Source organism: Gordonia sp. w5E2, assembly GCF_036540975.1.
Classification (GTDB): Bacteria; Actinomycetota; Actinomycetes; order Mycobacteriales; family Mycobacteriaceae; genus Gordonia; species Gordonia jacobaea.
Genome location: NZ_CP144213.1, coordinates 1,244,736 through 1,268,345, shown reverse-complemented (window position 1 = coordinate 1,268,345; position 23,610 = coordinate 1,244,736). Strand labels below are relative to the sequence as shown.

Genomic DNA, 23,610 nt, shown 5'->3' with positions numbered 1-23,610 from the left:
GATCACGGCTCCTCCGGAAGCTTGTCGAGCGCTTCGGCGGTCAGTGCGCGACCCAGCTCGATCATCTCCGTGGCCTTGTGAAAATCCAACGTGCGCACGGCTTTACGTGGCACCCGAATCAGAATGTCCGGTGGGTATCCCGCGATCTGGTAGCGCGTCAGCGCGATCGACATGATGTCGAGAGAGCGCAACAGGATCTCGATTCTGCCCATCGGAGCCGCTTTGGCACCGTCGTCGACCTCGCTCGCCGTTGACAGCGTCTCGACGTCGTCGGATCCGTCCGACACGGCGGGCGCGTCCTCGTCGCGAGCGTCGTGGCTCCCGGAGTCGTCGGCCTCGACGCCGAACCGTTCGCGAACCGAGCGCACCCAGTCGTTTTCCAACAACGGGGTGATGTTGCGGCGGATCACGCCCTTGGTCTTGGGTGCTCGACTCGCGCCGTGTTCTGCGCCCTCGTCGGCGTCGAGCACCACGCCGATCGTCACGTCGCTGCTGACCGCCGACGTCGGGGCGACAGGCAGTGGGTCGAGGATGCCGCCGTCTGCGAGGAGTCGGCCGTCGACCTCATGGGGCCGGATCACTCCCGGGATCGCGATCGACGCCCGGATGGCGTCGACGAGACTGCCCTTCTGGAACCACACCGGTCGACCTGCGGCCAGGTCGGTGGCGACCGCGGTGAACGGGATCTCGAGGTCTTCGATCACGGTGTCGCCAAGGATCTCCCGGACCCGCGCCAAGATGCGCTCGGCGCCGATCATCCCGCCCGGCTTGGACAGCGAGACGTCGAGCAGACGCATCACGTCGAGCTGCGACAAACCGCTGATCCAGTCGACGTAGTCGTCGAGACGCCCGGCACAGTAGAGCCCGCCGACCAGCGCACCCATCGATGATCCGGCGACGCTGACGATCTCGTACCCGCGTGCGTCGAGTTCGGTGACGACGCCGATGTGTGCGTAACCGCGAGCTCCCCCGCTACCCAGAGCGAGGGCCACGCGAGACGGTCGGGCCATGATGCTCAGCCTAACGATGACGTCCGACGCCGCACGCGTCAGTCGATCGGAAGCCGCCTCGGACCCGGACCCTGCCGGTTCAACTCATCGCCAGGGTTGAGCAGGTGGCACGCACCCAACGAGAGGCAACCGCATCCGACGCACGAGCCGATCATGTCGCGCATCGTCTCGAGCAGGTCGATGCGGTGATTGATGTCGGCGATCCACCGCTGCGACGCCGCCTCCCACATCGCCCGCGACGGCGACTCGTGATCGCCGAGCTCGGTGAACACCTCCCCGATCACCGCAAGCGGTATCCCCGCAGCCTGGGAGGCGCGGATGAAGGCGACCCTCCGCAGCATCGCGCGGTGGTAGCGCCGCTGATTGCCCGACGTGCGCCGCGAGAAGATCAGCCCCTGGTCTTCGTAGAACCGCACGGCCGACGGCGCGATGCCCGCGCGCTGCGCCAGCTCACCGACGGACAATTCGATCTTCTTGAGGCCCATACAACGACAATAGGCGACTTCAAGTGAACTTGAAGTCGCCTATTCGGGATGCGTGATCTCGACAAGCTCGATCAGCGGGCCGGACTCGATCGGCGGGCCCGACTCGATCGGCGGGGCCCGCCAGACCTAAACGTGTGTCCTATCGATAGATGTGGGTGCTGCAGCACCCAACTCCTTCGATTGGACACACATTTAGGGTGCGGCTCTCCGGTGGCCCGGGCCGGTCAGCTCCGGACGACCATCACGGGAGCGTTGGCCTCCCGCAGCACCTTCTGGCTCGTCGATCCCAGGAGCAGGCCGGTGAAGCCTCCGCGACCACGGCTGCCGACCACGATCAGCGATGCCTTGTCGCCTGCGGCGTCGAGCACGGCCTTGGCCGGGTCCTCGGGGATGACCTTCCGCTCGATCGTCACGTCGGGGAAGTCGGACGCGAAGCCTGCCAGCCGCTCGGCGAGTGCCTCGACGGCATCCTGCGACATACGGGTGACCTCGTCGGGATCGATTCCGTAGCCGTGCAGGGCGTCGACGTCGAGCGGGGTCCAGGTGTGCACCGCGACAAGCGACACATTGCGCAGTGACGCCTGCCGGAATGCCTCCTTGATGGCGGCCTCGCTCACGGGCGAGTCGTCGATGCCGACGACGACAGGTCCGTCGGTGTTGCCCTCGCCGTCGATCACGACGACGCGGCCGTGGTGGTGTGCGGCAACCGTGATACTCACGGAACCGAGGAAGAGTCCCTTCACGCTGCCGAGCTTGCGTGTTCCGACGACGATCAGAGCAGCGTCCTTGCCGAGCTCGAGCAGCACACGCGCAGCGTCACCGTCGACGATCGACGTATGGATGGTGATGTCGGGCGCAACTTCCTTGGCTGCGGCAGCAGCGCTCTGCACCGCATCGGTGGCGTCCTGCCGGATCGCATCGATCACGTCCTGCGGGATGATGAGCCCAGGCGCGTAGTCGCTCGTGCTCGCGTCGTAGACCCCGACCAGCTTGAGGTCGAGGTGCTCGAGTTCCGCTTCCTTGGCTGCCCAACGGACTGCTGCCGTTGCCGCTTCAGAACCGTCGACGCCGACGAGAATCGCATTCATCTGTTTTCCAACTCCTCACAACTGTCTGCTCAGTAACCCTCACCATCCATCGTGCCCGCCGACGGTTGCGAGGGCAATGGAACAAGGTCCCGAAGGCGCAGGCAGCGACTGCTGCAATGACCGACGGATGTACGGTGAATGAACCGCCGCCTACATCCCGAACAGCCGCACCCTTCACCCGAACCGATTGGTGGTGACCCAAAAATGACTGGGCCGCAAGATAATTCGCACAGCGATCACACCGGTCGCACCGATGGCGAAGCAACCGGCAGCCCGTCACCGTCTGAGCCGAGTGAGTTCCGTCGCGCAATGACGTCGGTCGTGATCACGGTGTTCTTCACGGTCGCCATCGTGCTGGTCGCGGCCGCATCGTCTGGCGGCCTGCAGACGCTCCTGCTCATCGTCGCCCCGATCGTCGTACTGATCGCAGCGCTCACGACAGCGGTACGCACGTACCGGGTCTGGCGCGCAGGCGGCCGCTGGCAGATCTGGCAGGGCGCAATGTGGTTCGAGTTCGCCTTCTTCGTCATCGTGCTGTTCAGCACGGCACCGCTGCTGCTGGTGGATTGACACTCACCCACCAGCTCGGCACGACCCCTACCCCGCCACCGGAGTGGTGGCGGGGTGCAGATGGGTTGCGACACAACCAGATTCGACGTTGCGCCCGATTCGTTGGGCGGCCGCGTCAGCCGAGTCGGCGCGCTGTACTGGTCGCCGCGGTGGTCAGGCGGCGTCGGCCAGCGGTGGGCCGAGGCTGTCTGGCGGGTCGACGCCGTGGGGTGCGAGGGGGTCGCCCGGTGGAGCTGGACCTGTTGGCGCGCCCGGGATTGTGGGCGGGTTGGGGTCTGTGGGCGGCTCGGGGTCGAGTTCGAGCGGCCTGGTTAGGTTCCATCGGATGTCGACCCGCCTGCCGAGAGGCGGAGTATCAGCGGAAGGCATCCCATCCGCCAGCGCGAGTTCGACGCCGGTGAGCGTCTGACGTGCCACCTGCCTGCTCGGCGAATCCGGCACCGAGGGCGGCGACACCATCCAGCCATGCACTGCGTCCGCGACGATCTCGGCGCTGGCCGTGTCCGCAGCGCCGCCCGCTGTCCTGGCTGTGTGCGCCTCGATCTCGGCGTCGCCTCTGCCTGTTGCTCGCGCGCCGATCTCGGTAACCGTCGCGTCTGTACCTGACCCGGTGGCGCGTGCTGCGGCTGCGGCTTGATTGCTGGTGTGTTCTGCGGCGAGGTAGTCGTGGAAGTCGGCTTTGACGTCGGCGATGCGGTTGATGCGTTCGGGATTCTCTGGCATACCCGGCTTGGCGTTGAGTCGCCACGCGACACGCCCGGTGTCGGGTCCTTCGGTGATCATGCGGGTGGTGAACTGGCCTGGTTTTGGGCCGACCCGGCGGTTGTGCACGTCACACGCCGGGACGAGTTGGTCGATATCGGTCAAGCCGCCGTCTGCCCAGTCTTTGGCGGCGTGATGCATCTGCACCCTGCTCGCAGGTTGGTTGCAGCCGGGGGCGGAACACATCTTTCCGCCGGGTGAGGCGAATGAGGCGAGTCGTTGTCCGAGTGACGCGATCCGCTTCGACCGCCCCAGGTAGAGCGGGATGCTGGTGTGGTCGCCGAACACCGCCAAATACTGGCTAGCTCCGGTAGAGGCGGCCATCTCGATGACATCTTGGATGGGCAGCAGTGTTCCGGATGTGGTTTGTGCGATCCCTGCCTGTGCTTCCAACTCGTGCAGGCTGGTGGTGACGATGACCTGGATCGGCAACCCGCGGTGGGTGTTGCCCAACATTCCTGATTCAAGTACTTGCTGCAGGAGTGCGGAGAAGGCGTCGTGGTTGCGTTGTGCGGGTGAGCGTTGATCACGTACGGCGGCGGCCGCGACCTGTTCCGCATTCGCGGTGGTGATCGGTCCGACCGGTGACTCCGGGTCGTCCGGGTTGTTCATGCCGGGTTTGGCCCACGCATCGAGCACTGTGTCGAGGCGGGCGCGGGCGATCGGATCGAGATCGGCGGTCAACCGCGACATGAGTTGTGCGTTCTGCCGGTTCACCCACAGGCGGCGTCGACGTTTGCGGTCCTTCGAGGTGGTCAGCGTCCCATCCGGATCCAGATGGGCAAGTAGCCGCGAACCGAGGTTGGTGATTTCGGCGGGCGTGAATTGGACCGCGTAGCCGGCCATCTGTGCTTCGGCGGCAGCTTTCGTCTCGGCCGACACCTCACCGGGGATCGCTTCGAGCACCTCGAGCACCGCACGCACGTGCGCACCGGCGACCCGGCCTTCCACGACGTAGCCGGCCAGGGTGGGACACGACGGTGGCAGTCGGTCACCGCAGATCGTGGTGAACGAGCCGGTCGCGGCGATCACCCGATGCCGCGCCGCTGGATCACCAATGTGCAGACCATGCGCCATGAAGTTACGAACATCGCGGAAACCCAGGGCGCGGGGCAGATCCCGGTCGGAGGCCTCCACAATCAAGCGATCCGTCACCGCGCCCGCAGTCCGCAGCGCCAGGCGTTCGGCCTCCACAGTGGCTTCCACCAGCGCCGCATCGGACACCAACGACACATCGACGGCCGCCAACTCATCCAACACCGCGGCAAGGCGTGACAGTTTTTCCGCCACCACCGCATCCGCAGAACCCACCGCAGCCGAGGCCAAAACAGACGATCCCAAAGCTGAAGGTGCGCCACCGTTTTCGCTGTTGTTGCGATTGCTGCTGCTGTTCACGTGCCGCCACCCCCGCTCCACGTCATGTCGAATATGTGTTCTACATTACCCGACAATACCGACAGCGTCGAGGAAATCTCGAACACAAGATCGAATCTGTGGAGACTCGTCGTAACGGACAATCCCGAGCGCGCGCAGCCGCTCTTCTACCGAACCCCTCCCCTTCCCGATGACCCCCTGCCCGATGCGCCCTTCGCTGCATACTTCCGCCGGAAACGTCCGACGCGCCCCTCGGTGTCGACGACGCGTGCGGTGCCCGTCCACAGCGGATGCGACGCGCTCGTGATGTCGACGATGATCAGCGGATAGTGTTGTCCGTCATGCCATTCCACGGTCTGCGTCGACGTCGAGGTCGACCGGGTGAGGAACTGCGTGCCGGTCGCGGCGTCGCGGAAGACGACCGGGTGGTAGTCGGGATGGATGCCAGATTTCATGGGAGATCCCCTTTCTCGGAATCGTTGCGTTGTTGATCGGGGTCGAGACCGTCAGTGATGGAGAGCAATCCGGACCCGGGAGGCGTGCTGTCGGCGCACGGGTCCTCGTGCCGGGTGCCGAACGGGTCGTCGTACTCGTGCCAGGCATCCGACCCCTCCGCCATTTCGACGTCGGTGAGCGTGGCGGCGTTCAATGCCTCGACAATCTCGGTGACGTCCGCGCGGTGCGCCAGGATCGCCAGCGCGTTGTGACGGTCACCGAATACCTCGTCCCACCGAAGCGCCGCCATCGCGAGGCGCGTCTCCTCGACGTCGGCGCGTTCGTCGGCCGACATCGCCGCGACCCACTGTCCGGCCTCCTCGACCCGTAGCGCCCCGCCGGCGGACTCCAGCCAGAACACGTCGTCGAATCGCGTCGCCAGCCAGATTCGGCCGCGGGAGCAGATCACGCCGTCGAGCAGGTGGTCGAGGGCGTCGTGGAGGCGCGTCGGATGAAAGGGTCGGTCACTCTCGAATACGGCCATCGACACACCACATTCGGTGGTCAACGGTGGCGCCCCGCGTAGGAGCGGGTCATGCGGACCGAAGACTGCGCCGCGTCGGGCGGTCGGGCCGATCGCGCGCAGCAACTGGATCAGGGTGCCCGGCCGGATGGGTCGTTGAGGCAGCTCCATCACGATCGGAGCGCCGGGCGCGAGGCGACGCAAGACCTCCATCAGCCGCGCCGACGACCACGCGTCGCGAAACGCCGGGTCAGCGCCTGCGAGCACCAGCGCGTCGGCGAAGGCGACCTGCCCGACCGCCACCTGCGCCAGGGTGCGATCGTCCTCGGCCACAGCCGAATCCCACTCAGCAGACCACTCGACAAGCCCAGCTTCACCGAGTGTGACGTCGCCGCTCGCGGCGTCGAGCCACTCCATCTCCGACACGCACGCGATCGTTGCGTCGACGACGACGTCGTATCCCGCGGGAGCGTCGACGAATCCAGGCATGTCCGAGCAGACGACATGCTCGATCGACCAGCACAACGCCTCGGGTTCGATGAGCGGATCAAGTTGCAGCACAATACGTTCCACCGTTGATCGCTGGTGCAGTCGACGCAGCAGCGGAAGCAGGTCGATCCGTAGCGTGCACGACACGCACCCGTGCTCGAGCGAGATCTCGCGAATGTCTGTGTGCTCGACGCCGTCGAGGTCGATCGAGCGGATCGTGCGCAGCACCCGACCACTGGGCAGCGACGAGAGGTCGTGGTGGACCAGCGTGGTCCCTGCCATCGCGAGCGCGTCCACGGTCCGCGCCACCGCTTCCCTGTCGAGCCCGGTGACCAGCGTCATCGGAGTGCGCGGCCTCGACGGCCGGCGTCGAGCATCAGTTGGATCGGCCTGCACAGCGTCGCTCCTTCAGAATTATTGGCAACGATTTCCATTTAGCGTGCCGCCACGATAGCGTGGAATACCGCACTAACGCCAATCGTTTCCAACAAGGAGGTTGTGCCGTGGCAGCACGATGTCAGGTCACCGGGAGAACGCCGGGGTTCGGCAATCAGGTGTCGCACTCGCACCGAAGGACCTCACGTCGCTGGAACCCCAACATCCAACGACGCCGCTACTACCTGCCCAGCGAACGACGTTTCGTGACGCTCGACGTGAGCGCCAAGGGCATCAAGACCATCGACCAGAAGGGCATCGAGGCCGTGGTCGCACAGATACGCGCACGAGGAGAGAAAGTCTGATGGCTCGCAACGAGATCCGACCCATAGTCAAACTCCGGTCGACGGCCGGAACCGGCTACACCTATGTCACCCGCAAGAACCGCCGCAACGACCCCGACCGCATGGTGATCCGCAAGTACGACCCGATCGCCAAACGTCACACCGAATTCCGTGAGGATCGCTGATGGCCAAGAAATCCAAGATCATCCGCAACGAGCAGCGTCGTGAGACCGTGGCCCGCTTCGCCGAACGACGTTCGGCACTGAAGCGCACCATCGTCGACGCCGCTGCAGCACCCGAAGAGCGTGCACAGGCCCAACGCGACCTGCAGGCGCTGCCCCGCAACGCGAGCCCGACGCGCGTCCGCAACCGCGACGTCGTAGACGGCCGCCCGCGCGGCTACGTCGGCAAGGCAGGCGTGTCGCGCGTCCGCTTCCGCGAACTCGCCCACCGCGGCGAACTACCGGGCATCCACAAGTCGAGTTGGTGAGTACCGTCGGGTGTGGGCGCTCACAGCGCCCGCACCCTGCGGCCAACCACCCATCACCCACTACAGAGGACTTCACCCATGGCGAAGCGAGCACCGCGTCGGCCACGGCCAGGCGCCGACACCAAGCCCAAGCAGACCCGCAATCAGCTCAATGCGCTCGGCATCACCGACGTCGACTACAAAGACGTCAACCTGCTGCGCAAGTTCCTGTCCGACCGCGGCAAGATCCGCAGCCGACGCGTCACGGGACTGACCCCGCAGCAACAGCGCCAGGTGGCCACCGCCATCCGCAACGCGCGCGAGATGGCGTTGCTGCCCTTCGTCTCTCAGCGCTGACTCTTCGCCACTGCTGAGTCTCAGCCGGTTCCGGTTGCCCACAAGCGCGGTATCCGCGCGTCTGGGCAACCGCAACATTCAGCGAGTCACGACCCACGCTGCATGTCGAGGCTGATCTCCTCGGCGTCGAGTTGCCCGAGCGCGCGGCTCAGTGCCGACGAGCTGTACGTTCCCTGGCTACGCAGTGTGAGCAACTTCTTGCGCTGCGCGGCGATGATCTCGCGGCGGGTCCGGCGGATCTGCACGCGTTCTTCGAAGTTGAGGCCGTACGGCGTACTGGCGCCCGCGGGCACCACACCGCTCTGCGGATCGTCGGAATCACCGGCGTCCGAAACTGCGTCGGCGTCCTCATCGGCCTCGCGGCTGACCTGTTCGAGTCGTGGTCGCAACCACGGGATCTGTCTGACCGTCTCGGACTCAGCCATCACTTTCTGGGCGGTCGCGTCCAGTTCTGCCCGAAGCCGTCGACGTTCGGCGAGCATCGATTCGGTGTCGTCGCCGATCTTGAGCTTGCGGATCAACCACGGAAGCGTGCCGCCCTGGATCAGCAACGACGCCGCCGCAACCACGAACGCGACCAGTACCAGCAGCGGCCTGCTCGGGGTATCGTCCGGCAGCGTCTGTGCAGCGGCCACAGTCACCACGCCGCGCATTCCGGCCCACACCACGATCGCCGATTCCTTCGGCCCCAGCGGTGCTTCGGTGTAATAGTCGATGTCGGCGAGTGTGCGCGTGATCCGCGAATTGATGCGGGCCGCGGTGTCCGTGGAGACGGGCGGCATGTCGCCTGCCGCAAGTCGAGTGGTGTCGCGGTGGCGGCGGCGTCGAAACGCCCTGCGCCACCACTGCCGACTCCGACGTTCCTGATCGCGGTCGATGTCGGCGCTCGGCGTGACCGAGAAATCCGCGAGCATCGGGCGGATCTGATCGCCGCGTCGTCGCTTCCTGTCGAGCCACCACGCCAGCGGCACGACGTACAGGGCCCGCACGAGCAGCGCGACGCCCAACACCGACAGCCCGATCCACACCGCGTTCGGCACGCCCTCGTGGTCATTGTGGACGTCGGACATGAGGGTGAAGAGCTCCAGACCCATCAGCAGGAACACAGCGCCCTCGGCGATCAGCTCGACGACGTGCCAGTTCTGCATGTCCGAGATGCGGTGCTGCGGCGTGAGATATTTGACCGCGCCTGCGCCGGTGATCAGACCCGCGGTCACCGCGGCGACGAGACCCGACGCTCCGATCGCCTCCGCCGGCACGTACGCGATGTAGGGAACGGTGAACGAGATCGCCGTGTTGGCCGTGGCATCACGCATCCGCGACCGCACCCACAGGTTGGCGACGCCCACCGCTGCACCGATGGCCACCGCGCCCGCCACAGCGAAGACGAAGTTCAACGCCACGCCCCAGAACGAGATCGTGGCCGCGGTCGCCGCTACCGCGGCCCGCAGGAGCACCAGCGCCGACGCGTCGTTGAGCATGCTCTCGCCCTCGAGCACAGCGACGACGCGCGACGGCACGCCCATCCGCTTGGCGATCGACGTCGCCACCGCGTCGGTGGGACTCACGATGGCACCCAACGCGACACCCGTTGCCAGCGAAATACCCGGCACCACAAGCGTCAAGAACCACCCGACGACCACGGCACTGAGGATCACCAGCACCACCGACAGCGTGCTGATCGCGGTGAAGTCCCTACGGAAGTCCATCGTCGGCATACCGATCGCCGCCGAATAGAGCAGCGGGGGAAGCACGCCGACCAGAATCCACTCGGGATCGACGTGGAACGCGGGTACGAACGGCATGATGCCGATGACCGCGCCGACGAACACCAGGACCAGGGGCGCCGGAATCCGTAGGCGAGGAGCGATGTCGGTCACCAGCGCGATGAAGAGAACCGCTGCAACGACGATCAGCACTTTTTCCATCGCGTCTGCCCCTTCCAGGGTCTGTCGCCGGTCACCGAAGAACACTTCCACCGAAAACTGTGCCATTGACTGTTGACAACAATTTCGGTGCCACTTACCGTCGAAAGCCTACGGTGTGACACCCCACACTGTCGGTTGCGCTCAAGCACCGAATACATCTCGCGGAAGGCAGTTCTCATGACGAAGGCACTGAGGTACGACCCCGACGAGACGGTGTCGATCGACGCCCAGCACGGCCTCCCCCGCGCTGAGTACGAGCAGGTCCTCGACGACCTTTCGTCGGCGTCGGTTCATCGAAACTTCGACCCGTACCTCGACATCGATTGGGACGCTCCGGACATGGCCGTCGTGCCCGACGATCCGCGATGGGTGCTCAACTATCAGGTCGATCCGATCGGCCGCCACCCCTGGTATCAGCAACAGCCGCTCGACAAACAGATCCGCATCGGCATGTGGCGACAGGCGAACGTCGCGAAGGTCGGGCTGCAGTTCGAGTCGATCCTGATCCGCGGCCTGATGCAGTACAGCTTCAAATTGCCCAACGGCGCCAAGGAATTTCGCTACACCACGCACGAATCGAAAGAGGAGTGCAACCACACACTGATGTTCCAGGAACTGGTGAACCGCATCGGCATGGACGTTCCGGGCGCCAAACTCGGCTACCGACTGATCTCTCCCGTGGTGCCGCTGGTATCCACGACGTTCCCCACCATCTTCTTCTTCGGCATCCTCGGCGGCGAGGAGCCCATCGATCATCTCCAAAAAGACTTCCTGCGTATGCGTTCCGACCTACATCCCGCGATGGCGGCCGTCATGCAACTACACGTCGCCGAAGAAGCACGTCATATCTCGTTCGCGCACCATCACCTCCGTGAGAACGTCGCCCGTAAGGGCCGTTTCCAGCGTTTCGTGCTGTCGCTGATGTTTCCCCTGGCCATGCGCATCCTGCTCGGTGCGATCATGGTTCCGCCGCGCGGATTCAGGAATGAATTCGACGTCCCGCGCGAGGTGATGCGCGACATCTTCTGGCGCGCCGAGTCATCGAAGCGAGTGCGCCGCAACGTGTTCGGCGATGTACGGATGCTTGCCGAGCAGTGCGGCCTGATGAATCCGGCCTCGCGCGCGATGTGGCGAGCCCTCGGCATCTCGGGCCGTTCGTCGCGGTTCCGCAGCGAGCCGACCTACACCGCGACCTGAGCCCGATCACTTCACTTATGTCACCGAAAGAGTAACGGGCCCAACACATGCCACATGTCGTGACCCAATCGTGCTGCGGCGACGCCTCATGCGTTTACGCGTGCCCCGTCAACTGCATCCACCCGACACCGGACGAGCCGGACTTCGCGACGTCGGAGATGCTCTACATCGATCCGACGACCTGCGTCGACTGCGGAGCATGCGTCAGCGCGTGTCCGGTCGGGGCGATCGTTCCTTCTCATCGAATCCCCCTGGGGCAGGAACGTTTTGCCGACATCAACGCCCTCGCCTACGCGGCCGACGGACAGCTCGGTCTCACCGACGCACGGTTTCCCGTCGACCCGGTGCAGCGGCTTCCACTCGCGCCGATCGAGCACCCGCGGGCACTCGGCATCGAAGAGCCCGTGTCAGTGGGCATCGTCGGATCGGGGCCGTCGGCGATGTATGCGGCCGACGACCTGCTCCGCCACCGCGCGGTGTCGGTGATTATCTACGAACGCCTCCGACGCCCCTTCGGCCTCGCGCGCTACGGCGTCGCCCCGGATCACACACGAACCCGACAGGTCATCGACCTGTTCGACGACATCGCCCGCAATCCACGAGTCGAGATCCTTCTCGACACCGAGATCGGCCGTGACATCACGCTCGACGACCTGCGCGCACGGCATCACGCGGTGATCTGGGCGGGAGGTGCGCCGACGGATCGTCGCCTCGAGATCGAGAACATCGACGCTCCCGGCGTCGGATCGGCCACGTCGTTCGTCGGTTGGTACAACAGCCATCCCGACTTCGCCTCGCTCGATCCCGACCTGTCGCACCCCTGTGCGGTCGTGGTCGGAAATGGCAACGTCGCGCTCGACGTCGCGCGCATCCTCGTCGGAGGTGCAGGGCGCCTGGCCGACACATCGATCGCGCCTCGTGCGCTTGCCGCGCTGGAGTCTTCGTCGATTGAGCAGGTCACCGTGCTCGGGCGTCGAGGTCCGGAACATGCCGCCTTCACGTTGCCCGAACTCGTCGGCCTCGTCGACAACGGCGTGCGAGTGGTCACCGACGTCTCCGCCTTCACGGACGTCTCGCACGACAACCTCGACCCGGTGGCACGGGCCAAGCTCGAACTCCTGGCAGAACTGGCGACCGACGAGCCCGTCTCGGGTCGCCACATCCGCCTCGCGTTCCACCACACACCGCAGGCGGTGTCGGTCGACGGGTCGGGGGCCGCCGATGGGCTCGTCGTCGCAAACTCGCAACGAACGGGCCCTTCCACGACGACGACGCTCCCCGCGGGACTGATTCTCACCTCGGTCGGGTACCGGGGTCAGCCCGTCCCGGGACTTCCCTTCGACGCCGCGCGCGCACTGATCCCGCACGACGAAGGGCGCGTCGTCGACGACGGTCGTCGCGTGCCGGGCATGTACGTGACCGGCTGGATCAAGCGCGGGCCGTCAGGCTTCATCGGTACCAACAAGACCGACTCCGGCGAGACCGTCGCCTCGTTGTTGGCCGACCTCGAAGCCGGCCTGTTGCCGAGGCCGACGCGGGGATCGACGCGCAGACCGACGCGGGGGTCGCGCGCAACGCTCGTCCGGGCCGGCCGCTGATCGGTAGATTTGCGGGCATGAGCCCTTCGAAGCCGACTCAGCACGCCGAATACAACCGCACGACGACCGAGGCCAACCTGCCACTGCTCGCGACGGAAATGCGCCTCGGACTCCGCGAGTACGTCAAGGACGAGGGACTAGAACTTGACGATCAGTCCCCCGCGTGGGTGACGCGCAGTTCGCAGTCGGTGAAGCCGGGTCCGCTGGCGCCACAGAGCTTGGAGCCCGACACCGAGGACACCGATTTCGGGACTCTCGTCGTGCTGACGCCCGCGCATCTGATCGTCGAGGTGGTCGGGTCGAGTAAGGGGGTCGTCGTGACTTCGGTGCCATTTGCGCAGGCCACGCTGTCTCCGACGGACTCGTTGTCGACCGATCCTGCCCAACGCGGGTTCACGGTGTCCGGCTTCGGCGACGCCGGGCCGCTGGGCAACACCTGTCACATCGGGCTCGGGCCAGAGTCGGACGCCGACGACTGTTTTGCCGCTGTACGCTCCGCAATTTTGAGTGCCGCCGGTATCTGAATCGACGCAATGTCACAATTCGGTTTCCTACGTTCGAATGACACCGCCTGAGCATCGCATAGACATGCGCTCGCGAGTATCGTCATCCCGCGACGGGGGTGGCCTGGGGATGAACAACACGCTTTCACGCTTTGCCTATATCGACGCCGCACGAGCGACAGCTCAGAATTTCGTCGACCTCGTGTGCAACATCGACAATCCAGACGTGTCGCTGGGCAGGCGGTCGAAGTGGACCATCGCGGAGTGCGTCGGACACGTCGCCAGCGAGCCCTCCCGCTACCTCGAACTGGCATGTGGCGCCACGGCGTGGCCGAGCCGCCCGTCTGATCTCAAGGACATCTACGCGAAACAGATCGCGAATTTGCCCACGAGGGACGTGCACAAGCTCGCACAGAGACTCGTCGACGAACTCGACGAACTACTCGATCTCGTCGGCCGCTTCGGTGCGCGAGTGCCCGTCATGGCCGTCGAGGGCGACTGTCGTGGGGTCCGTGCCGACTCCGCACTGGGCATTCTGATCGGCAAGATGACCGTCCACGGCCACGACATCGCACGGGCGATCGGCGCCCACTGGGAACTCGACCCGGGCGTCGCACCGCTGGTCGCACGGGGCAGGCACCAGCTGTTGCCGTGCTGGATCGATCACCTCGGAGAATCGTCGCCACCCGACGCCACATTCGAAATCCGGTTCCGCGGAACCGACGAACGCTTTATCTACCAGTTCACCGACGGGCATCTCGAGATCAACCCCGACGAGCATGTCGACCCTGATCTCTATGTGAGCGTCAAACCAGCCGCGGGGGTGCTCATCGGCTACGGCCGCATGTCGCCGATGCGTGCACTACTGACAGGACGAGCCATGGCCTGGGGTCCCAGTCCATGGCTCGCTACCCATCTGATCAAGCGGTTCGCGCCGCTTGATGCCTGACGCGACCGCCGCCGCGCTGCTGACCGCGACTCTGCGTGTTCTGCTGACCGCGCGACTGTCCGCCGCGCGCCTGGCCTGAGCCGCGCTGGCTCGAGGCGCCCTGTCCGGAACTGCGCTGTCCGGAACTGCGCTGACCTGAACCGCCCTGCGCGGAGCCACGCTGGCCGGAGCCGCGCGAGCTCTGCGCACCGCGTCCGTCACGAGGTCCGCCGCTGCGGCGTCGTGCCCCGTTGGCGCCTCCGCGACCACGTCCACCGCCGGCTCCCTGACGGGACTGTCCGGCCGGGCGGGCGGGCTCCGGTGTCGGCTCGACTCGCTCGGCGCGTGCGCCGACGAGAGCGTCGACCTCCGCCGAGCTCGGGCGCACCCGAACCGGCTTGACCTTGATCGCAGCCTTGCCGAGCAGGCCGGCAACGTCGCGACGCTGGTCCGGCAGGCACAGCGTGACGACGTCGCCCGCGTTGCCCGCACGTGCGGTGCGGCCGGAGCGGTGGAGGTACGCCTTGTGCTCGGCAGGCGGGTCGACGTGGACGACGAGCTCGATGGCATCGACGTGCACACCACGCGCGGCGACGTCGGTGGCCACGAGCACGCGCACACCGCCCTCGCCGAACGCCTTCAGGTTCCGATCACGTTGCGGCTGAGACAGATTGCCGTGCAGGTCGACGGCGGGGATGCCATCGGAGGTGAGCTTCTTGGCGAGCTTGCGCGCCTGATGCTTGGTGCGTGTGAAGAGGATTCGACGTCCCGTTCCCGATGCGAGCTCGGCGACCATGGCGTTCTTGTCGGCGTGCTCGATCTCGAAGACGTGGTGCGTCATGGCCTCGACGGGCGATGTGGCCTCGTCGACCGAGTGCATCGTCGGATTGTCGAGGAAGCGCTTGGCCAGCTTGTCGACGCCGCGGTCGAGGGTGGCCGAGAAGAGCATCCGCTGTCCGTCGGCAGGCGTTGCGGCCAGGATTCGGGTGACTCCGGGAAGGAAGCCCAGGTCGGCCATGTGGTCGGCCTCGTCGATGACGGTGATCTCGACGTTGTCGAGACGAACGATGCGCTGCTGCATCAGGTCTTCGAGGCGTCCGGGGCATGCGACGACGATGTCGACGCCGCGCCCGAGCGCCTGCTCCTGACGAGCCTGTTTGACGCCACCGAAGATCGTGGTCACGGTCAGGCCGACGGCCTTTGCCAGCGGCTCGACCGCGGTGGCGATCTGTGTGGCCAGCTCGCGCGTCGGCGCGAGGATGAGGCCGGTGGGTGCGCCGGGGACGCGGTCGACGTCGAGCTCGGCGAGCCCGGCCACGAGCGGAATCGAAAACGCAAGTGTCTTACCAGATCCCGTGCGGCCGCGGCCGAGGACGTCGCCGCCGTCGAGCGTGGCGGGAAGGGTGTCGGTCTGGATGGGGAAAGCCTCGGATTTTCCATCCGCGGCAAGGACTTTCACGATCTCGGCAGGTACGCCGAGCTCGGCAAATGTAGTCATGTAAAAGGTCTCTCTACGTGCTCATCAGCACTGTGGACCACTATGGCCTGTGCTGTGGTGGCGAAATCGCGGGTGCGCGAAGTCGTTTCGCCGTATGAAGTCAAAGAGCGGTGGTCGACCCCGGGCTATGTGGGGGACCCGCCGCGAGAATTGCGATCTACGACGCGTTGGCTATGTCTGTGCACGCCAATATGTACACCGTACGCGAGGTCGTCCGAGTGAGCGAATCATGGTGAGCGCGGTCACGTTTGCGCTCCGAAGTGGTTGCGGCGGAAATGTCAGAAAGCTTCGCTGACCAGTACCGCGAACGTGCCGGGCTCCAGCGCGTCGAAGACATGGTCGGCATCTCCGGGATAGGAGATGAAGTCGCCGGGCAGCAGTTCCACCGGATCATCGAGAGGACCGACCAGCGCCTTCCCCGCGCACAGAACGACATGTTCGACGACGCCGCGCGCGTGCGGGCGAGACACTTTCGGCTCTCCCGGCTCGGCGCGCAGCAAGAAGATATCGCGCCGCGACGACGGCGACGCCGCGGACAAGAGCGTCGAGATGTACTCGGCGGTCGCAGAGGGAATCGCCGGCCCGTCGCCGAACCTGATCACCTCCACTCGACGGGGCGGGGTGTCGACGAGGTCGGAGAAGGTCAGGCCGAGCGCCTCGCTCAGCGCCCAGACGGTCTCGATGCTCGGGTTGCCGAGACCCTGCTCTAGCTGCGACAACGTCGATTTCCCGATGCCTGCACGCCGTGCGAGTTCGCCGATCGACAGGCCCACGCGAGCCCGCTCACGCTTGAGCGCCGCGGCGATCACCGCGGTGGGGCCGGACGCCGTCGGCGCAGCCTCGGCCCGACCAGCGGCACCACCGAGGTGATCGTTCGATGAATCGTCCGAGTGTTCATCTTGACGAACAGTACCCATATGTTCATCATAGTGGTCATGCGTTCGTCATGGGAAACACTCGGCTACGGCACGCTGCGCAGCGTCGCAGTGATGGCGATGTCGGTGTTCGTCATCGGATGCTCGTACGGCGTCGCCGGTCACAGCGCAGGGTTGAGTTGGTGGCAGATCCTGACCATCGCCTGCGTGGTGATGGCCGGTTCGAGCGAGTTCGTCTTCGTCGGCATCATCGCCACCGGCGGACTGCCTATCGTCGGCGCGCTCGCCGGCCTGCTCGTCAACACCCGCAACCTCGGCTACGGCTTGTCCGTCGGGCCGTACCTCGGGTCGGGCATGCGCCGACTCGTCGGCGCTCACATGGTGAACGACGAGACGGCCGCCCTGACCGCCGCTGCACCCGACGCCGAGCGTGCGCGTGCCGCCTTCCTGTGGTGCGGGATCGGTGTGCTCGTCTCGTGGCCGGCGGGATCAGCCGTGGGTTCCGCTGCGGGGCAGATCATCTCGAGCCCCGAGACACTTGGACTCGACGCCGCGTTCCCCGCACTCTTGGCCGCACTGGCGATCTCGGCAGTGCGCGCACACCGTTCCGAGCGCGGCAAGCTCGGCGCGTCGCTGGCCCTGGGCGCCGTGATCGCCGTTGCCACAACGCCGTTCGTCCCCGCGGGCGTCCCGGTCCTGCTCGCCCTTACCGGGCTCCTTGCCGGCGTGCCGCTCCCCCGCCGCGGCGCGGACCGTGCGCTCCGTACTGCCGAGCGTGCGCTCCATCCCGCCGACAGTGCGCCCTATACCGTCGAGCGTGCGCCTCATTACGCCGAGCGTGCACTCCATGCCGCCGAGCGTGCGTCGTGACGCACGGGACGCAACTGTTCATCGGCGTCGCAGTACTGGCCGCGGGTACCTATGCCCTGCGGTTGGCCGGCCCCCTGCTCCGATCACGAATCACAGTGTCGGACAATGTGCGAGCGCTGATCGACCGTGCCGCGCTGGTTCTCCTTGTTGCGGTCGCCGCGACCGGCGCCCTCTACGCCGGGCAGGATCTGTCCGGATGGGCGCGGCCGGCGGGAGTTGCCGCCGGGGTGGTGGCCGCACTGCTCAAGGCACCGCTGATCGTGGTGATCTTGCTGGCGGCAGGCGTCGCCGCTGGACTCCGTGCAGCCGGCGTCGGGTGAGTTTGCTCCTACACGGGGTACGCGGCGTGTACGTTATGCGCGCTTGACCCAAATCCCTTCTCCGCGAACCGGACACGACAGGACCACGGTTTCAAATCACCCCGCGTGAGAGCTTGTCATCGGCACACGAACGCCCGAAGATCGTTGAGTTCGCATCGATCTACCGAGGGACCCTCATGCGTAAGCGCTCGACGCCGCGTCTTCTGGCCATACTGACCGCAGCCATAGTTGGACTGGGTTCGGCCGTCACGTGTGCCGCAACCGCGCAAGCGGCTCCTCGCCTTCCGACCAACCCGATCGGCACCCCGACCTACACGGTGAACGTCAACAAGCCCGGCGGACCTTCGGGATACATCTTCTACACAACGGGGTGGGCCGCAGCGGTACCGCTACCAGTCGTTCCACGCGGACTCGGCAACACCGACCAATCCGCCGTGATCGTGGACAAGACGGGTCGGGTCGTGTGGCGATACACCGTCGCCCAAGGCGGCAGTATCTCGAACTTCCGCACGCAGACCTATCAGGGACGCAAGGTGCTCACGTGGTGGGAAGGCTCCGGCCAAGGTGGTCACGGCGCGGGCGTCGACGTCATCGCCGACACCCGTGGCCACATCATCAAGAAGATCACCCCTGCGGGACTCGGCTCCGATGTCCACGAATTCCGGCTCACGCCAGACGGTCGGGCTCTGATCACGTCATACCACCAGGTCAGCGCCGACCTCACGTCCGTCGGTGGCCCCAAGCACGGGACGCTCCTCGATTGCGTCGCCTCGGTCGTCGACGTCGCCAGTGGCCGGACACTGACCGAATGGTCTGCACTACAACATATTCCGCTCACGGCGTCGGCCGCCCAATATACCGGGCTCGGCGGCGCAGCCACCTTCGATCCGTTCCACATGAACTCGATAGTGCTCGACCCGGTCGGAAACCTGCTGATCTCTTTCCGAAACCTGAACGCCGCCTACAACATCGACGCTCGTACCGGTCAGATCCTCTGGAGCGCCGGCGGAAAGCACTCGAGCTTGCGCATGGGGCCCGGAACAGACTTCTTCGGCCAACACGACGTCGAGTACGCCGATCCCCACACGATTCGCTTGTTCGACAACAACATCAACGTTGCCACCCAACTCGGCGACTCCAGCATCAAGTGGATTCGACTCGACCCCACCAGACGCACCGCGACTCTCGTTCGACGCCAAGCGCATCCCGCAGGCCTGGCCACAGCCGCCACCGGCAATGCACAAGCTTTGGCCGACGGATACACCTTCGGGAGCTGGGGTACCGCCCCGCACATCTCGGAGTTCTCACCCTCGGGCGAAATGACCTACGACGCAACGCTTCCGGTCGGCACCTATCGCGCCTACCTCGACACGTGGCCGTGAACGCACGCGTTCGGCATTGAACGACACAAGATAGCGCCCACCGCTCAGCCGAGGGCCATCCTTAGATCCCACAGCGGCGCATGGGGTTCCATCTGCCACTGGCGTACGGCGTTGAGGCGGATGATCCGCGTGGTGCCCAGAATCAAGAGCGCGGCGAGGGGTAGTTCGGCGAGGAACGCGGTCAGTAGCGAGACCCACCGGTCGTCGGGGGCCGCGGTCATGATATCGAACCAGGCGTCGCAGATGAGCAGGATTCCGGTGGTGAATCCCGCGAGGACCAGCAGTTGGCGACGCAGGAACGCCAGCACCGCGGTCGCGGTCATCATGGTGACGAGCAGAACGTCGAAGCCAATCCAGGTGACCGACCAGTTGTGGGCGACGTAGTCGACCGGCAGGGTCAGCCCGAGAAAGACGATCCACGGGATGAGCGCAGTCGCGCCGATCGCCATCACGCCGATGCGCACACGCCGAATCCTGCTGCGCACAACCGGACTCGGCGCGATGCCGTCGAGCGGGCGGGACAGTCGGGCAATCAGATCCCGACGCTGCTGCGCAGTCAGTGCTGCGATCTCGGGGTCGGACAGGATGTCATGGCTCATGACGATCACCTCTCGGAGCGGACGATTCCGTCTTACCCGCTCGGGAGCCTCATCTGCCAACTACGCACCCGTTGCGCCGAAGAGTTGCTCGTAGCGTTGCTTGGGCTCGAGCGTGAGGCCGGACTTCACAAGCTTTGCCCAGTCGTCGGCCAGCACTTCCTGCTCCCCCGACTCGATGGCGTCGAGGCCAGCGTTTGCCAGCTCGGCGGGTGAGAGCTTGGGCGCGTCCATGCCCTGCGACATGTCGGTGTCGACCAAACCCATGTGGACGGCCGTGACCTGCGTGCCCTGCGCGGTCAACTCCAGCCGGGTGCTGTCGGTGAGCATCCACGCCGCTGCTTTCGACGCGGCATACGCGCCGGCGCCCGGTGCGGTGAACCACGACAACGCAGACACGACGTTGAGGATTGCTCCCCCACCATTCGATTCGAGGATCGGCGCGAAAGCACGGGTCAGAAGCAGCGGCCCGTAGAAGTTGGTGTCCATCTCGCGACGGATCGCCGCCTCATCCCCGGACACCAGCGGGGTTCCCGTGGAGATGCCCGCATTGTTGATCAGCAGATCGACGTCGGTCGCCGTCGCGGCAGCAGCGGCGATGTCGTCGGGATTGGTGACATCGAGCGAGATCGCCTCGACGCCGTCCGCGTGGATGGTGCCGGCGTCGCGAGCCGCCGCGTAGATTTTCGACGCCCCGCGGCGCTTGAGTTGTTCGACGAACGCCGCTCCGATTCCCCTGTTTGCGCCGGTGACGAGCACAACCGCACCCTCGATGTTCATGATGATTCCATTCTGTATCGATCGCTAGCTTATTAACTCAGCCACCGTAACACATTCTGTAACGGTCACTATGTTATTGTTTGCCCGTGGCTGGCCGACCTCGGAGTTTCGATCGCGACGCCGCCCTGCTGGCGGCCGTCGAGGAGTTCTGGCGTTCCGGGTACGACGGCTCCTCGATCGCGCGGCTCACCGCCGCCATGGGCATCACGGCACCGAGCCTCTACGCGGCCTTCGGCGACAAACAGCACCTGTTCGACGAGGCGTCGGCGCTCTACTTCGACCGCGCTATCGCAGCAGTCGACGACGCAACCGCGCTCCCGACCGTCGAGCAGGCGATCGCCCGAGTACTCGACGACACCGCGCACGCCCACACCGGCCCCACGACACCGCCCGGCTGCCTGATGCTCACCGAACCGCGCCTCGGTGCTCAGCGGGAGACCTTGCGGGCGCGTCTGCAGGCCCGACTCGACCAGGGCATGCGCGACGGAGACCTCGCGGACACGGTCAACAGCAATCAGTTCGCGGAGTTCCTCGTCGCCGTTCTTCGCGGAATGTCGGGATGCGCGCGCGACGGCGGCTCGACGCAAGACCTCCTGAACATCGCCGACACCGCGATGACGGCGCTACGGGCGGTGAGCACCGCAGCACAGGACACTGCGTGACCTGCCGGACATCACGCCTTCGAGAAACATCCCGCACAATGGCTCACTCGCGGTGAATCGCGCCTTGGAGAACGTCTTGGATGTATCCGGGTTCAGCAGGGCTGTTGTCGAGGAGGATGGCGGTGCATAGCCCGTCGGAGGCAGCAACCACGGCCGCGATGGCGGTGGGGTCATCGGTGAGGGCGGATGCGAGCTCGGCGATGTTCTCGCGCCAGCGTCGAGCAACCGGTCGCAGAGCGGGCCGTCGAGCAGCGAGAGTGGAGAGTTCGCGTTCGGCCAGGGCGCGTTCGCGTCCGGAGCCTGCGGTTTCGGCGATGAGTTCAGCCAGGCCCGTGAGCTTGTCGCCGGGTGAGTCGATTATCGCTCTGATCTTCGCGGTGTACGCGTCGGCGACGCTGGTGAGGGCGGCGACGAGCAGGTCGTCGAGAGTAGCGAAGTAGTACGTACTCAGGGACGTGGTGATTCCTGCCTGTTTGGCGACGGTGCGGTGCGTGACGCCTGCCGCACCGTCACGAGTCACGACTGCGAGCGTGGCATCGATGATCTCGGCCCGGCGCCTCGCGCCCCGAGCCCGGCGCCCATCGACGTGCCCGTCACCGCCCGTCACGTCACCATCTATCACGCCCCAACGATAGTCGAACCATCGTTCAACTGGCCGGGTCCTGCTGATGCACTTGATCGAGTCGGGGCACGTGCCCAAGCATTCGCAAGCAGAACGCTGTGACGACCGCGATCGCGATCCCTGCAACCGCAGAGGCCACGTTCAGGCCCATGGTGAAGGCCTGTTGCGCTTCGACGAGTGTGCCCGCGGGGAGCTCGTCGTCGATCGCCGTGGCCGTGGTGAGACCGTCGACCAGCGCTGCCCCCTCCTCCTCGGAGAGACTTTCTGGAATCGACAGTTGAGAGCGGTAGATCGCGGCGGTGAGGCTGCCCAGCGTGGCCACGCCGATCGCGATCCCAAGCTCTTGAACGGTCTCGGACAGAGAGGCGGCCGATCCGGATTTCGACGCCGGTGCCGCACCGACCACGATGTCGGTTCCCAGCGCGGCGATCGCACCGAGGCCGAGGTAGACGAAGGCGAATCCGGCAGCGACGGTGAGTTCGTCGTTCAGGCCTGCCGTAGCCAAGAGCACGTATCCGATCAAGGAGATGGCCAAGGAGCCGCCCATGACGTAGCCGGGCCGGATACGCCTGGCCAGCAGGGGCGCGCCGATGGCCGCACCGAACATCGCCAGCGCGGGCGGCCCCATCCATAGGCCCGCGACGAACGGGTCCAGCCCCTCGACCAGTTGCAGATACTGGGTGACCAGGTACATGCTTCCTCCCACCCCAACGAGCCCGATGAGTAGGACCGCCAACGCCACACTGAACGCCTTATTGCGGAAAAGGGTTACGTCCACAAGAGGGTCGTCGAGGCAGCGTTGTCGACGCCAGAAGACTGCGCCGGCGACTACGCCGACCATGGCCGCGACAACGGCACTGACGTTTGGGCCGTGGCCTGCGATGTGCTTGATGGCGTAGATGATCGGCAAGATTGCCGTCAGCGACAGCGCCACGCTGATCAGGTCTATCCGGCCACCACCGGGGTCGCGATACTCGGGCAGCACCGCTCGTCCCAGCAGCAGCACAACGATGGCGATCGGCACCGCCACGAGGAACGCCGCTCCCCACCAGAGTGAATCGACCAGCACTCCACCGACGATCGGTCCGGCCGCCATACCTCCAGCGAACAACGTCGCCCAGACACCGATCGCCACAGCCCGCTGTCGCGGGTCGGGGAACATGTTCGAGACCAACGAGAGGGTCGACGGCATCAGCGTGGCTCCCGCAATCCCGAGCAGCGCCCTGGCCGCGATCAGGAGCTCCGCACTCTGCGCGAACGCCGCAAGTAGTGAAACCACCGCGAACGCGGCGATCCCGACCATCAGCAAGCGGCGTCGTCCCACGCGGTCGCCGAGAGTGCCCATCGTGACCAAGAAACCCGCGAGCAGGAAGCCGTAAGCGTCCATGATCCAGAGCGTCTGCGTAGCCGATGGAGCCAGATCTTCGGCCATCGCCGGCATCACCAGATACAGCATCGTCACGTCGAGCCCGAGCAGAAAAGTTGGAAGCGCCAGCATCGCCATCCCGGCCCATGCCCGCGCCCCCGAGGGTGCCGCCGCCTGTCCACTCATCAACACCCCTCACTCGAC

General features: G+C 65.8%; 26 protein-coding genes. 13 read left to right on the top strand and 13 right to left on the bottom strand.

Translation table 11 applies throughout. The features are described 5' to 3' along the window. Window positions 1–2: 2 nt before the first annotated feature. The 3 genes from RND64_RS05850 to RND64_RS05840 all read right to left on the bottom strand — a co-directional run bounded on the left by RND64_RS05850 (window position 3) and on the right by RND64_RS05840 (window position 2,583). Entirely contained in the window at window positions 3–1,010 is a 1,008-nt protein-coding gene (locus RND64_RS05850) for a patatin-like phospholipase family protein (protein ID WP_331436490.1), read from the bottom strand. 38 nt (window positions 1,011–1,048) lie between these two features. After that, a complete protein-coding gene (soxR, locus tag RND64_RS05845) occupies window positions 1,049–1,495 on the bottom strand; it encodes a redox-sensitive transcriptional activator SoxR (protein WP_049697962.1) in 447 nt (148 codons plus the stop codon). A 224-nt stretch (window positions 1,496–1,719) separates the two neighbouring features. Then, the gene (locus tag RND64_RS05840; protein ID WP_049697961.1) at window positions 1,720–2,583 is read right to left on the bottom strand and encodes a universal stress protein; all 864 of its coding nucleotides are present in this window, start codon (window positions 2,581–2,583) and stop codon (window positions 1,720–1,722) included. A gap of 309 nt (window positions 2,584–2,892) precedes the next feature. Here RND64_RS05840 and RND64_RS05835 point away from each other — a divergent pair, with 309 nt between their 5' ends. After that, entirely contained in the window at window positions 2,893–3,153 is a 261-nt protein-coding gene (locus tag RND64_RS05835) for a hypothetical protein (RefSeq protein WP_049697960.1), read from the top strand. Between the two features lie 153 nt (window positions 3,154–3,306). On the opposite strand, the gene RND64_RS05830 is transcribed toward RND64_RS05835, so the two are convergent. The 3 genes from RND64_RS05830 to mrf all read right to left on the bottom strand — a co-directional run bounded on the left by RND64_RS05830 (window position 3,307) and on the right by mrf (window position 7,078). Then, the gene (locus RND64_RS05830) at window positions 3,307–5,310 is read right to left on the bottom strand and encodes an HNH endonuclease signature motif containing protein (protein ID WP_331436489.1); all 2,004 of its coding nucleotides are present in this window, start codon (window positions 5,308–5,310) and stop codon (window positions 3,307–3,309) included. Between the two features lie 146 nt (window positions 5,311–5,456). Beyond that, window positions 5,457–5,744, bottom strand: a complete 288-nt coding sequence (locus tag RND64_RS05825; protein ID WP_331436488.1) for a type B 50S ribosomal protein L31 — start codon at window positions 5,742–5,744, stop codon at window positions 5,457–5,459. Next, window positions 5,741–7,078 (bottom strand): ribosome hibernation factor-recruiting GTPase MRF, encoded by a 1,338-nt coding sequence (gene mrf, locus RND64_RS05820; RefSeq protein WP_331436650.1) that lies wholly within the window; start codon window positions 7,076–7,078, stop codon window positions 5,741–5,743. The genes RND64_RS05825 and mrf overlap by 4 nt, the downstream gene beginning before the upstream one ends. A gap of 161 nt (window positions 7,079–7,239) precedes the next feature. Between mrf and rpmB the strand changes: the two genes are divergently transcribed. The 4 genes from rpmB to rpsR all read left to right on the top strand — a co-directional run bounded on the left by rpmB (window position 7,240) and on the right by rpsR (window position 8,281). After that, on the top strand, window positions 7,240–7,476 hold the full coding sequence (rpmB, locus tag RND64_RS05815) for a 50S ribosomal protein L28 (RefSeq protein WP_331436487.1): 237 nt from the start codon (window positions 7,240–7,242) through the stop codon (window positions 7,474–7,476). Beyond that, complete coding sequence (rpmG, locus tag RND64_RS05810) at window positions 7,476–7,640, top strand: 50S ribosomal protein L33 (protein WP_005179659.1); 165 nt, start codon at window positions 7,476–7,478, stop codon at window positions 7,638–7,640. The genes rpmB and rpmG overlap by 1 nt, the downstream gene beginning before the upstream one ends. Then, window positions 7,640–7,945, top strand: a complete 306-nt coding sequence (rpsN, locus tag RND64_RS05805) for a 30S ribosomal protein S14 (RefSeq protein WP_331436486.1) — start codon at window positions 7,640–7,642, stop codon at window positions 7,943–7,945. The genes rpmG and rpsN overlap by 1 nt, the downstream gene beginning before the upstream one ends. A gap of 78 nt (window positions 7,946–8,023) precedes the next feature. Next, the gene (gene rpsR / locus RND64_RS05800; RefSeq protein WP_049697956.1) at window positions 8,024–8,281 is read left to right on the top strand and encodes a 30S ribosomal protein S18; all 258 of its coding nucleotides are present in this window, start codon (window positions 8,024–8,026) and stop codon (window positions 8,279–8,281) included. 86 nt (window positions 8,282–8,367) lie between these two features. Here the strand turns inward: rpsR and RND64_RS05795 are convergent, their stop codons facing one another. Further along, entirely contained in the window at window positions 8,368–10,209 is a 1,842-nt protein-coding gene (locus RND64_RS05795; protein ID WP_331436649.1) for a cation:proton antiporter, read from the bottom strand. A 177-nt stretch (window positions 10,210–10,386) separates the two neighbouring features. On the opposite strand from RND64_RS05795, the gene RND64_RS05790 reads away from it, so the two are divergent. The 4 genes from RND64_RS05790 (at window position 10,387) to RND64_RS05775 (ending at window position 14,456) form a co-directional block, all read left to right on the top strand. Continuing rightward, window positions 10,387–11,406 (top strand): AurF N-oxygenase family protein, encoded by a 1,020-nt coding sequence (locus RND64_RS05790; RefSeq protein ID WP_331436485.1) that lies wholly within the window; start codon window positions 10,387–10,389, stop codon window positions 11,404–11,406. Between the two features lie 47 nt (window positions 11,407–11,453). Continuing rightward, a complete protein-coding gene (locus tag RND64_RS05785) occupies window positions 11,454–13,004 on the top strand; it encodes a 4Fe-4S binding protein (RefSeq protein ID WP_331436484.1) in 1,551 nt (516 codons plus the stop codon). Between the two features lie 17 nt (window positions 13,005–13,021). After that, a complete protein-coding gene (locus tag RND64_RS05780; RefSeq protein WP_049697953.1) occupies window positions 13,022–13,528 on the top strand; it encodes a hypothetical protein in 507 nt (168 codons plus the stop codon). Between the two features lie 109 nt (window positions 13,529–13,637). Continuing rightward, window positions 13,638–14,456, top strand: coding sequence for a maleylpyruvate isomerase N-terminal domain-containing protein (locus tag RND64_RS05775; RefSeq protein ID WP_049697952.1), 819 nt, complete (start codon window positions 13,638–13,640; stop codon window positions 14,454–14,456). Here the strand turns inward: RND64_RS05775 and RND64_RS05770 are convergent. Together RND64_RS05770 and RND64_RS05765 are read right to left on the bottom strand one after the other, a co-directional pair. Then, window positions 14,428–15,933, bottom strand: coding sequence for a DEAD/DEAH box helicase (locus RND64_RS05770; RefSeq protein ID WP_049697951.1), 1,506 nt, complete (start codon window positions 15,931–15,933; stop codon window positions 14,428–14,430). The genes RND64_RS05775 and RND64_RS05770 overlap by 29 nt on opposite strands. A gap of 278 nt (window positions 15,934–16,211) precedes the next feature. Beyond that, window positions 16,212–16,850, bottom strand: a complete 639-nt coding sequence (locus RND64_RS05765; protein ID WP_049697950.1) for an XRE family transcriptional regulator — start codon at window positions 16,848–16,850, stop codon at window positions 16,212–16,214. A gap of 18 nt (window positions 16,851–16,868) precedes the next feature. On the opposite strand from RND64_RS05765, the gene RND64_RS05760 reads away from it, so the two are divergent. The 3 genes from RND64_RS05760 (at window position 16,869) to RND64_RS05750 (ending at window position 19,380) form a co-directional block, all read left to right on the top strand. Further along, complete coding sequence (locus tag RND64_RS05760) at window positions 16,869–17,678, top strand: AzlC family ABC transporter permease (RefSeq protein WP_049698105.1); 810 nt, start codon at window positions 16,869–16,871, stop codon at window positions 17,676–17,678. Beyond that, window positions 17,675–17,998, top strand: a complete 324-nt coding sequence (locus tag RND64_RS05755; protein WP_049697949.1) for an AzlD domain-containing protein — start codon at window positions 17,675–17,677, stop codon at window positions 17,996–17,998. The genes RND64_RS05760 and RND64_RS05755 overlap by 4 nt, the downstream gene beginning before the upstream one ends. Before the next feature lie 176 nt (window positions 17,999–18,174). Then, window positions 18,175–19,380 (top strand): arylsulfotransferase family protein, encoded by a 1,206-nt coding sequence (locus RND64_RS05750; protein WP_049698104.1) that lies wholly within the window; start codon window positions 18,175–18,177, stop codon window positions 19,378–19,380. A 44-nt stretch (window positions 19,381–19,424) separates the two neighbouring features. Here the strand turns inward: RND64_RS05750 and RND64_RS05745 are convergent, their stop codons facing one another. Next, a complete protein-coding gene (locus RND64_RS05745) occupies window positions 19,425–19,979 on the bottom strand; it encodes a hypothetical protein (protein WP_049698103.1) in 555 nt (184 codons plus the stop codon). A gap of 60 nt (window positions 19,980–20,039) precedes the next feature. Next, complete coding sequence (locus RND64_RS05740) at window positions 20,040–20,756, bottom strand: SDR family oxidoreductase (protein WP_049697948.1); 717 nt, start codon at window positions 20,754–20,756, stop codon at window positions 20,040–20,042. An 86-nt stretch (window positions 20,757–20,842) separates the two neighbouring features. On the opposite strand from RND64_RS05740, the gene RND64_RS05735 reads away from it, so the two are divergent. Beyond that, complete coding sequence (locus RND64_RS05735) at window positions 20,843–21,418, top strand: TetR/AcrR family transcriptional regulator (RefSeq protein WP_200903210.1); 576 nt, start codon at window positions 20,843–20,845, stop codon at window positions 21,416–21,418. 43 nt (window positions 21,419–21,461) lie between these two features. Here the strand turns inward: RND64_RS05735 and RND64_RS05730 are convergent, their stop codons facing one another. Continuing rightward, window positions 21,462–21,938 carry a TetR/AcrR family transcriptional regulator gene (locus RND64_RS05730; protein ID WP_235434293.1) on the bottom strand — a complete coding sequence of 159 codons (477 nt, stop codon included), beginning with the start codon at window positions 21,936–21,938 and terminating at the stop codon, window positions 21,462–21,464. Between the two features lie 127 nt (window positions 21,939–22,065). Further along, window positions 22,066–23,592 carry an MFS transporter gene (locus RND64_RS05725; protein ID WP_049698102.1) on the bottom strand — a complete coding sequence of 509 codons (1,527 nt, stop codon included), beginning with the start codon at window positions 23,590–23,592 and terminating at the stop codon, window positions 22,066–22,068. Between the last annotated feature and the right edge of the window lie 18 nt (window positions 23,593–23,610).

Coding starts and splice junctions, on each gene's coding strand:
- RND64_RS05850 (WP_331436490.1), bottom strand. CDS start 1,010: ATGGCCCGACCGTCTCGCGTGGCCCTCGCTCTGGGTAGCGGGGGAGCT.
- soxR (WP_049697962.1), bottom strand. CDS start 1,495: ATGGGCCTCAAGAAGATCGAATTGTCCGTCGGTGAGCTGGCGCAGCGC.
- RND64_RS05840 (WP_049697961.1), bottom strand. CDS start 2,583: ATGAATGCGATTCTCGTCGGCGTCGACGGTTCTGAAGCGGCAACGGCA.
- RND64_RS05835 (WP_049697960.1), top strand. CDS start 2,893: ATGACGTCGGTCGTGATCACGGTGTTCTTCACGGTCGCCATCGTGCTG.
- RND64_RS05825 (WP_331436488.1), bottom strand. CDS start 5,744: ATGAAATCTGGCATCCATCCCGACTACCACCCGGTCGTCTTCCGCGAC.
- mrf (WP_331436650.1), bottom strand. CDS start 7,078: ATGACGCTGGTCACCGGGCTCGACAGGGAAGCGGTGGCGCGGACCGTG.
- rpmG (WP_005179659.1), top strand. CDS start 7,476: ATGGCTCGCAACGAGATCCGACCCATAGTCAAACTCCGGTCGACGGCC.
- rpsN (WP_331436486.1), top strand. CDS start 7,640: ATGGCCAAGAAATCCAAGATCATCCGCAACGAGCAGCGTCGTGAGACC.
- rpsR (WP_049697956.1), top strand. CDS start 8,024: ATGGCGAAGCGAGCACCGCGTCGGCCACGGCCAGGCGCCGACACCAAG.
- RND64_RS05795 (WP_331436649.1), bottom strand. CDS start 10,209: ATGGAAAAAGTGCTGATCGTCGTTGCAGCGGTTCTCTTCATCGCGCTG.
- RND64_RS05790 (WP_331436485.1), top strand. CDS start 10,387: ATGACGAAGGCACTGAGGTACGACCCCGACGAGACGGTGTCGATCGAC.
- RND64_RS05785 (WP_331436484.1), top strand. CDS start 11,454: ATGCCACATGTCGTGACCCAATCGTGCTGCGGCGACGCCTCATGCGTT.
- RND64_RS05780 (WP_049697953.1), top strand. CDS start 13,022: ATGAGCCCTTCGAAGCCGACTCAGCACGCCGAATACAACCGCACGACG.
- RND64_RS05775 (WP_049697952.1), top strand. CDS start 13,638: ATGAACAACACGCTTTCACGCTTTGCCTATATCGACGCCGCACGAGCG.
- RND64_RS05770 (WP_049697951.1), bottom strand. CDS start 15,933: ATGACTACATTTGCCGAGCTCGGCGTACCTGCCGAGATCGTGAAAGTC.
- RND64_RS05765 (WP_049697950.1), bottom strand. CDS start 16,850: ATGGGTACTGTTCGTCAAGATGAACACTCGGACGATTCATCGAACGAT.
- RND64_RS05760 (WP_049698105.1), top strand. CDS start 16,869: ATGCGTTCGTCATGGGAAACACTCGGCTACGGCACGCTGCGCAGCGTC.
- RND64_RS05750 (WP_049698104.1), top strand. CDS start 18,175: ATGCGTAAGCGCTCGACGCCGCGTCTTCTGGCCATACTGACCGCAGCC.
- RND64_RS05745 (WP_049698103.1), bottom strand. CDS start 19,979: ATGAGCCATGACATCCTGTCCGACCCCGAGATCGCAGCACTGACTGCG.
- RND64_RS05740 (WP_049697948.1), bottom strand. CDS start 20,756: ATGAACATCGAGGGTGCGGTTGTGCTCGTCACCGGCGCAAACAGGGGA.
- RND64_RS05725 (WP_049698102.1), bottom strand. CDS start 23,592: ATGAGTGGACAGGCGGCGGCACCCTCGGGGGCGCGGGCATGGGCCGGG.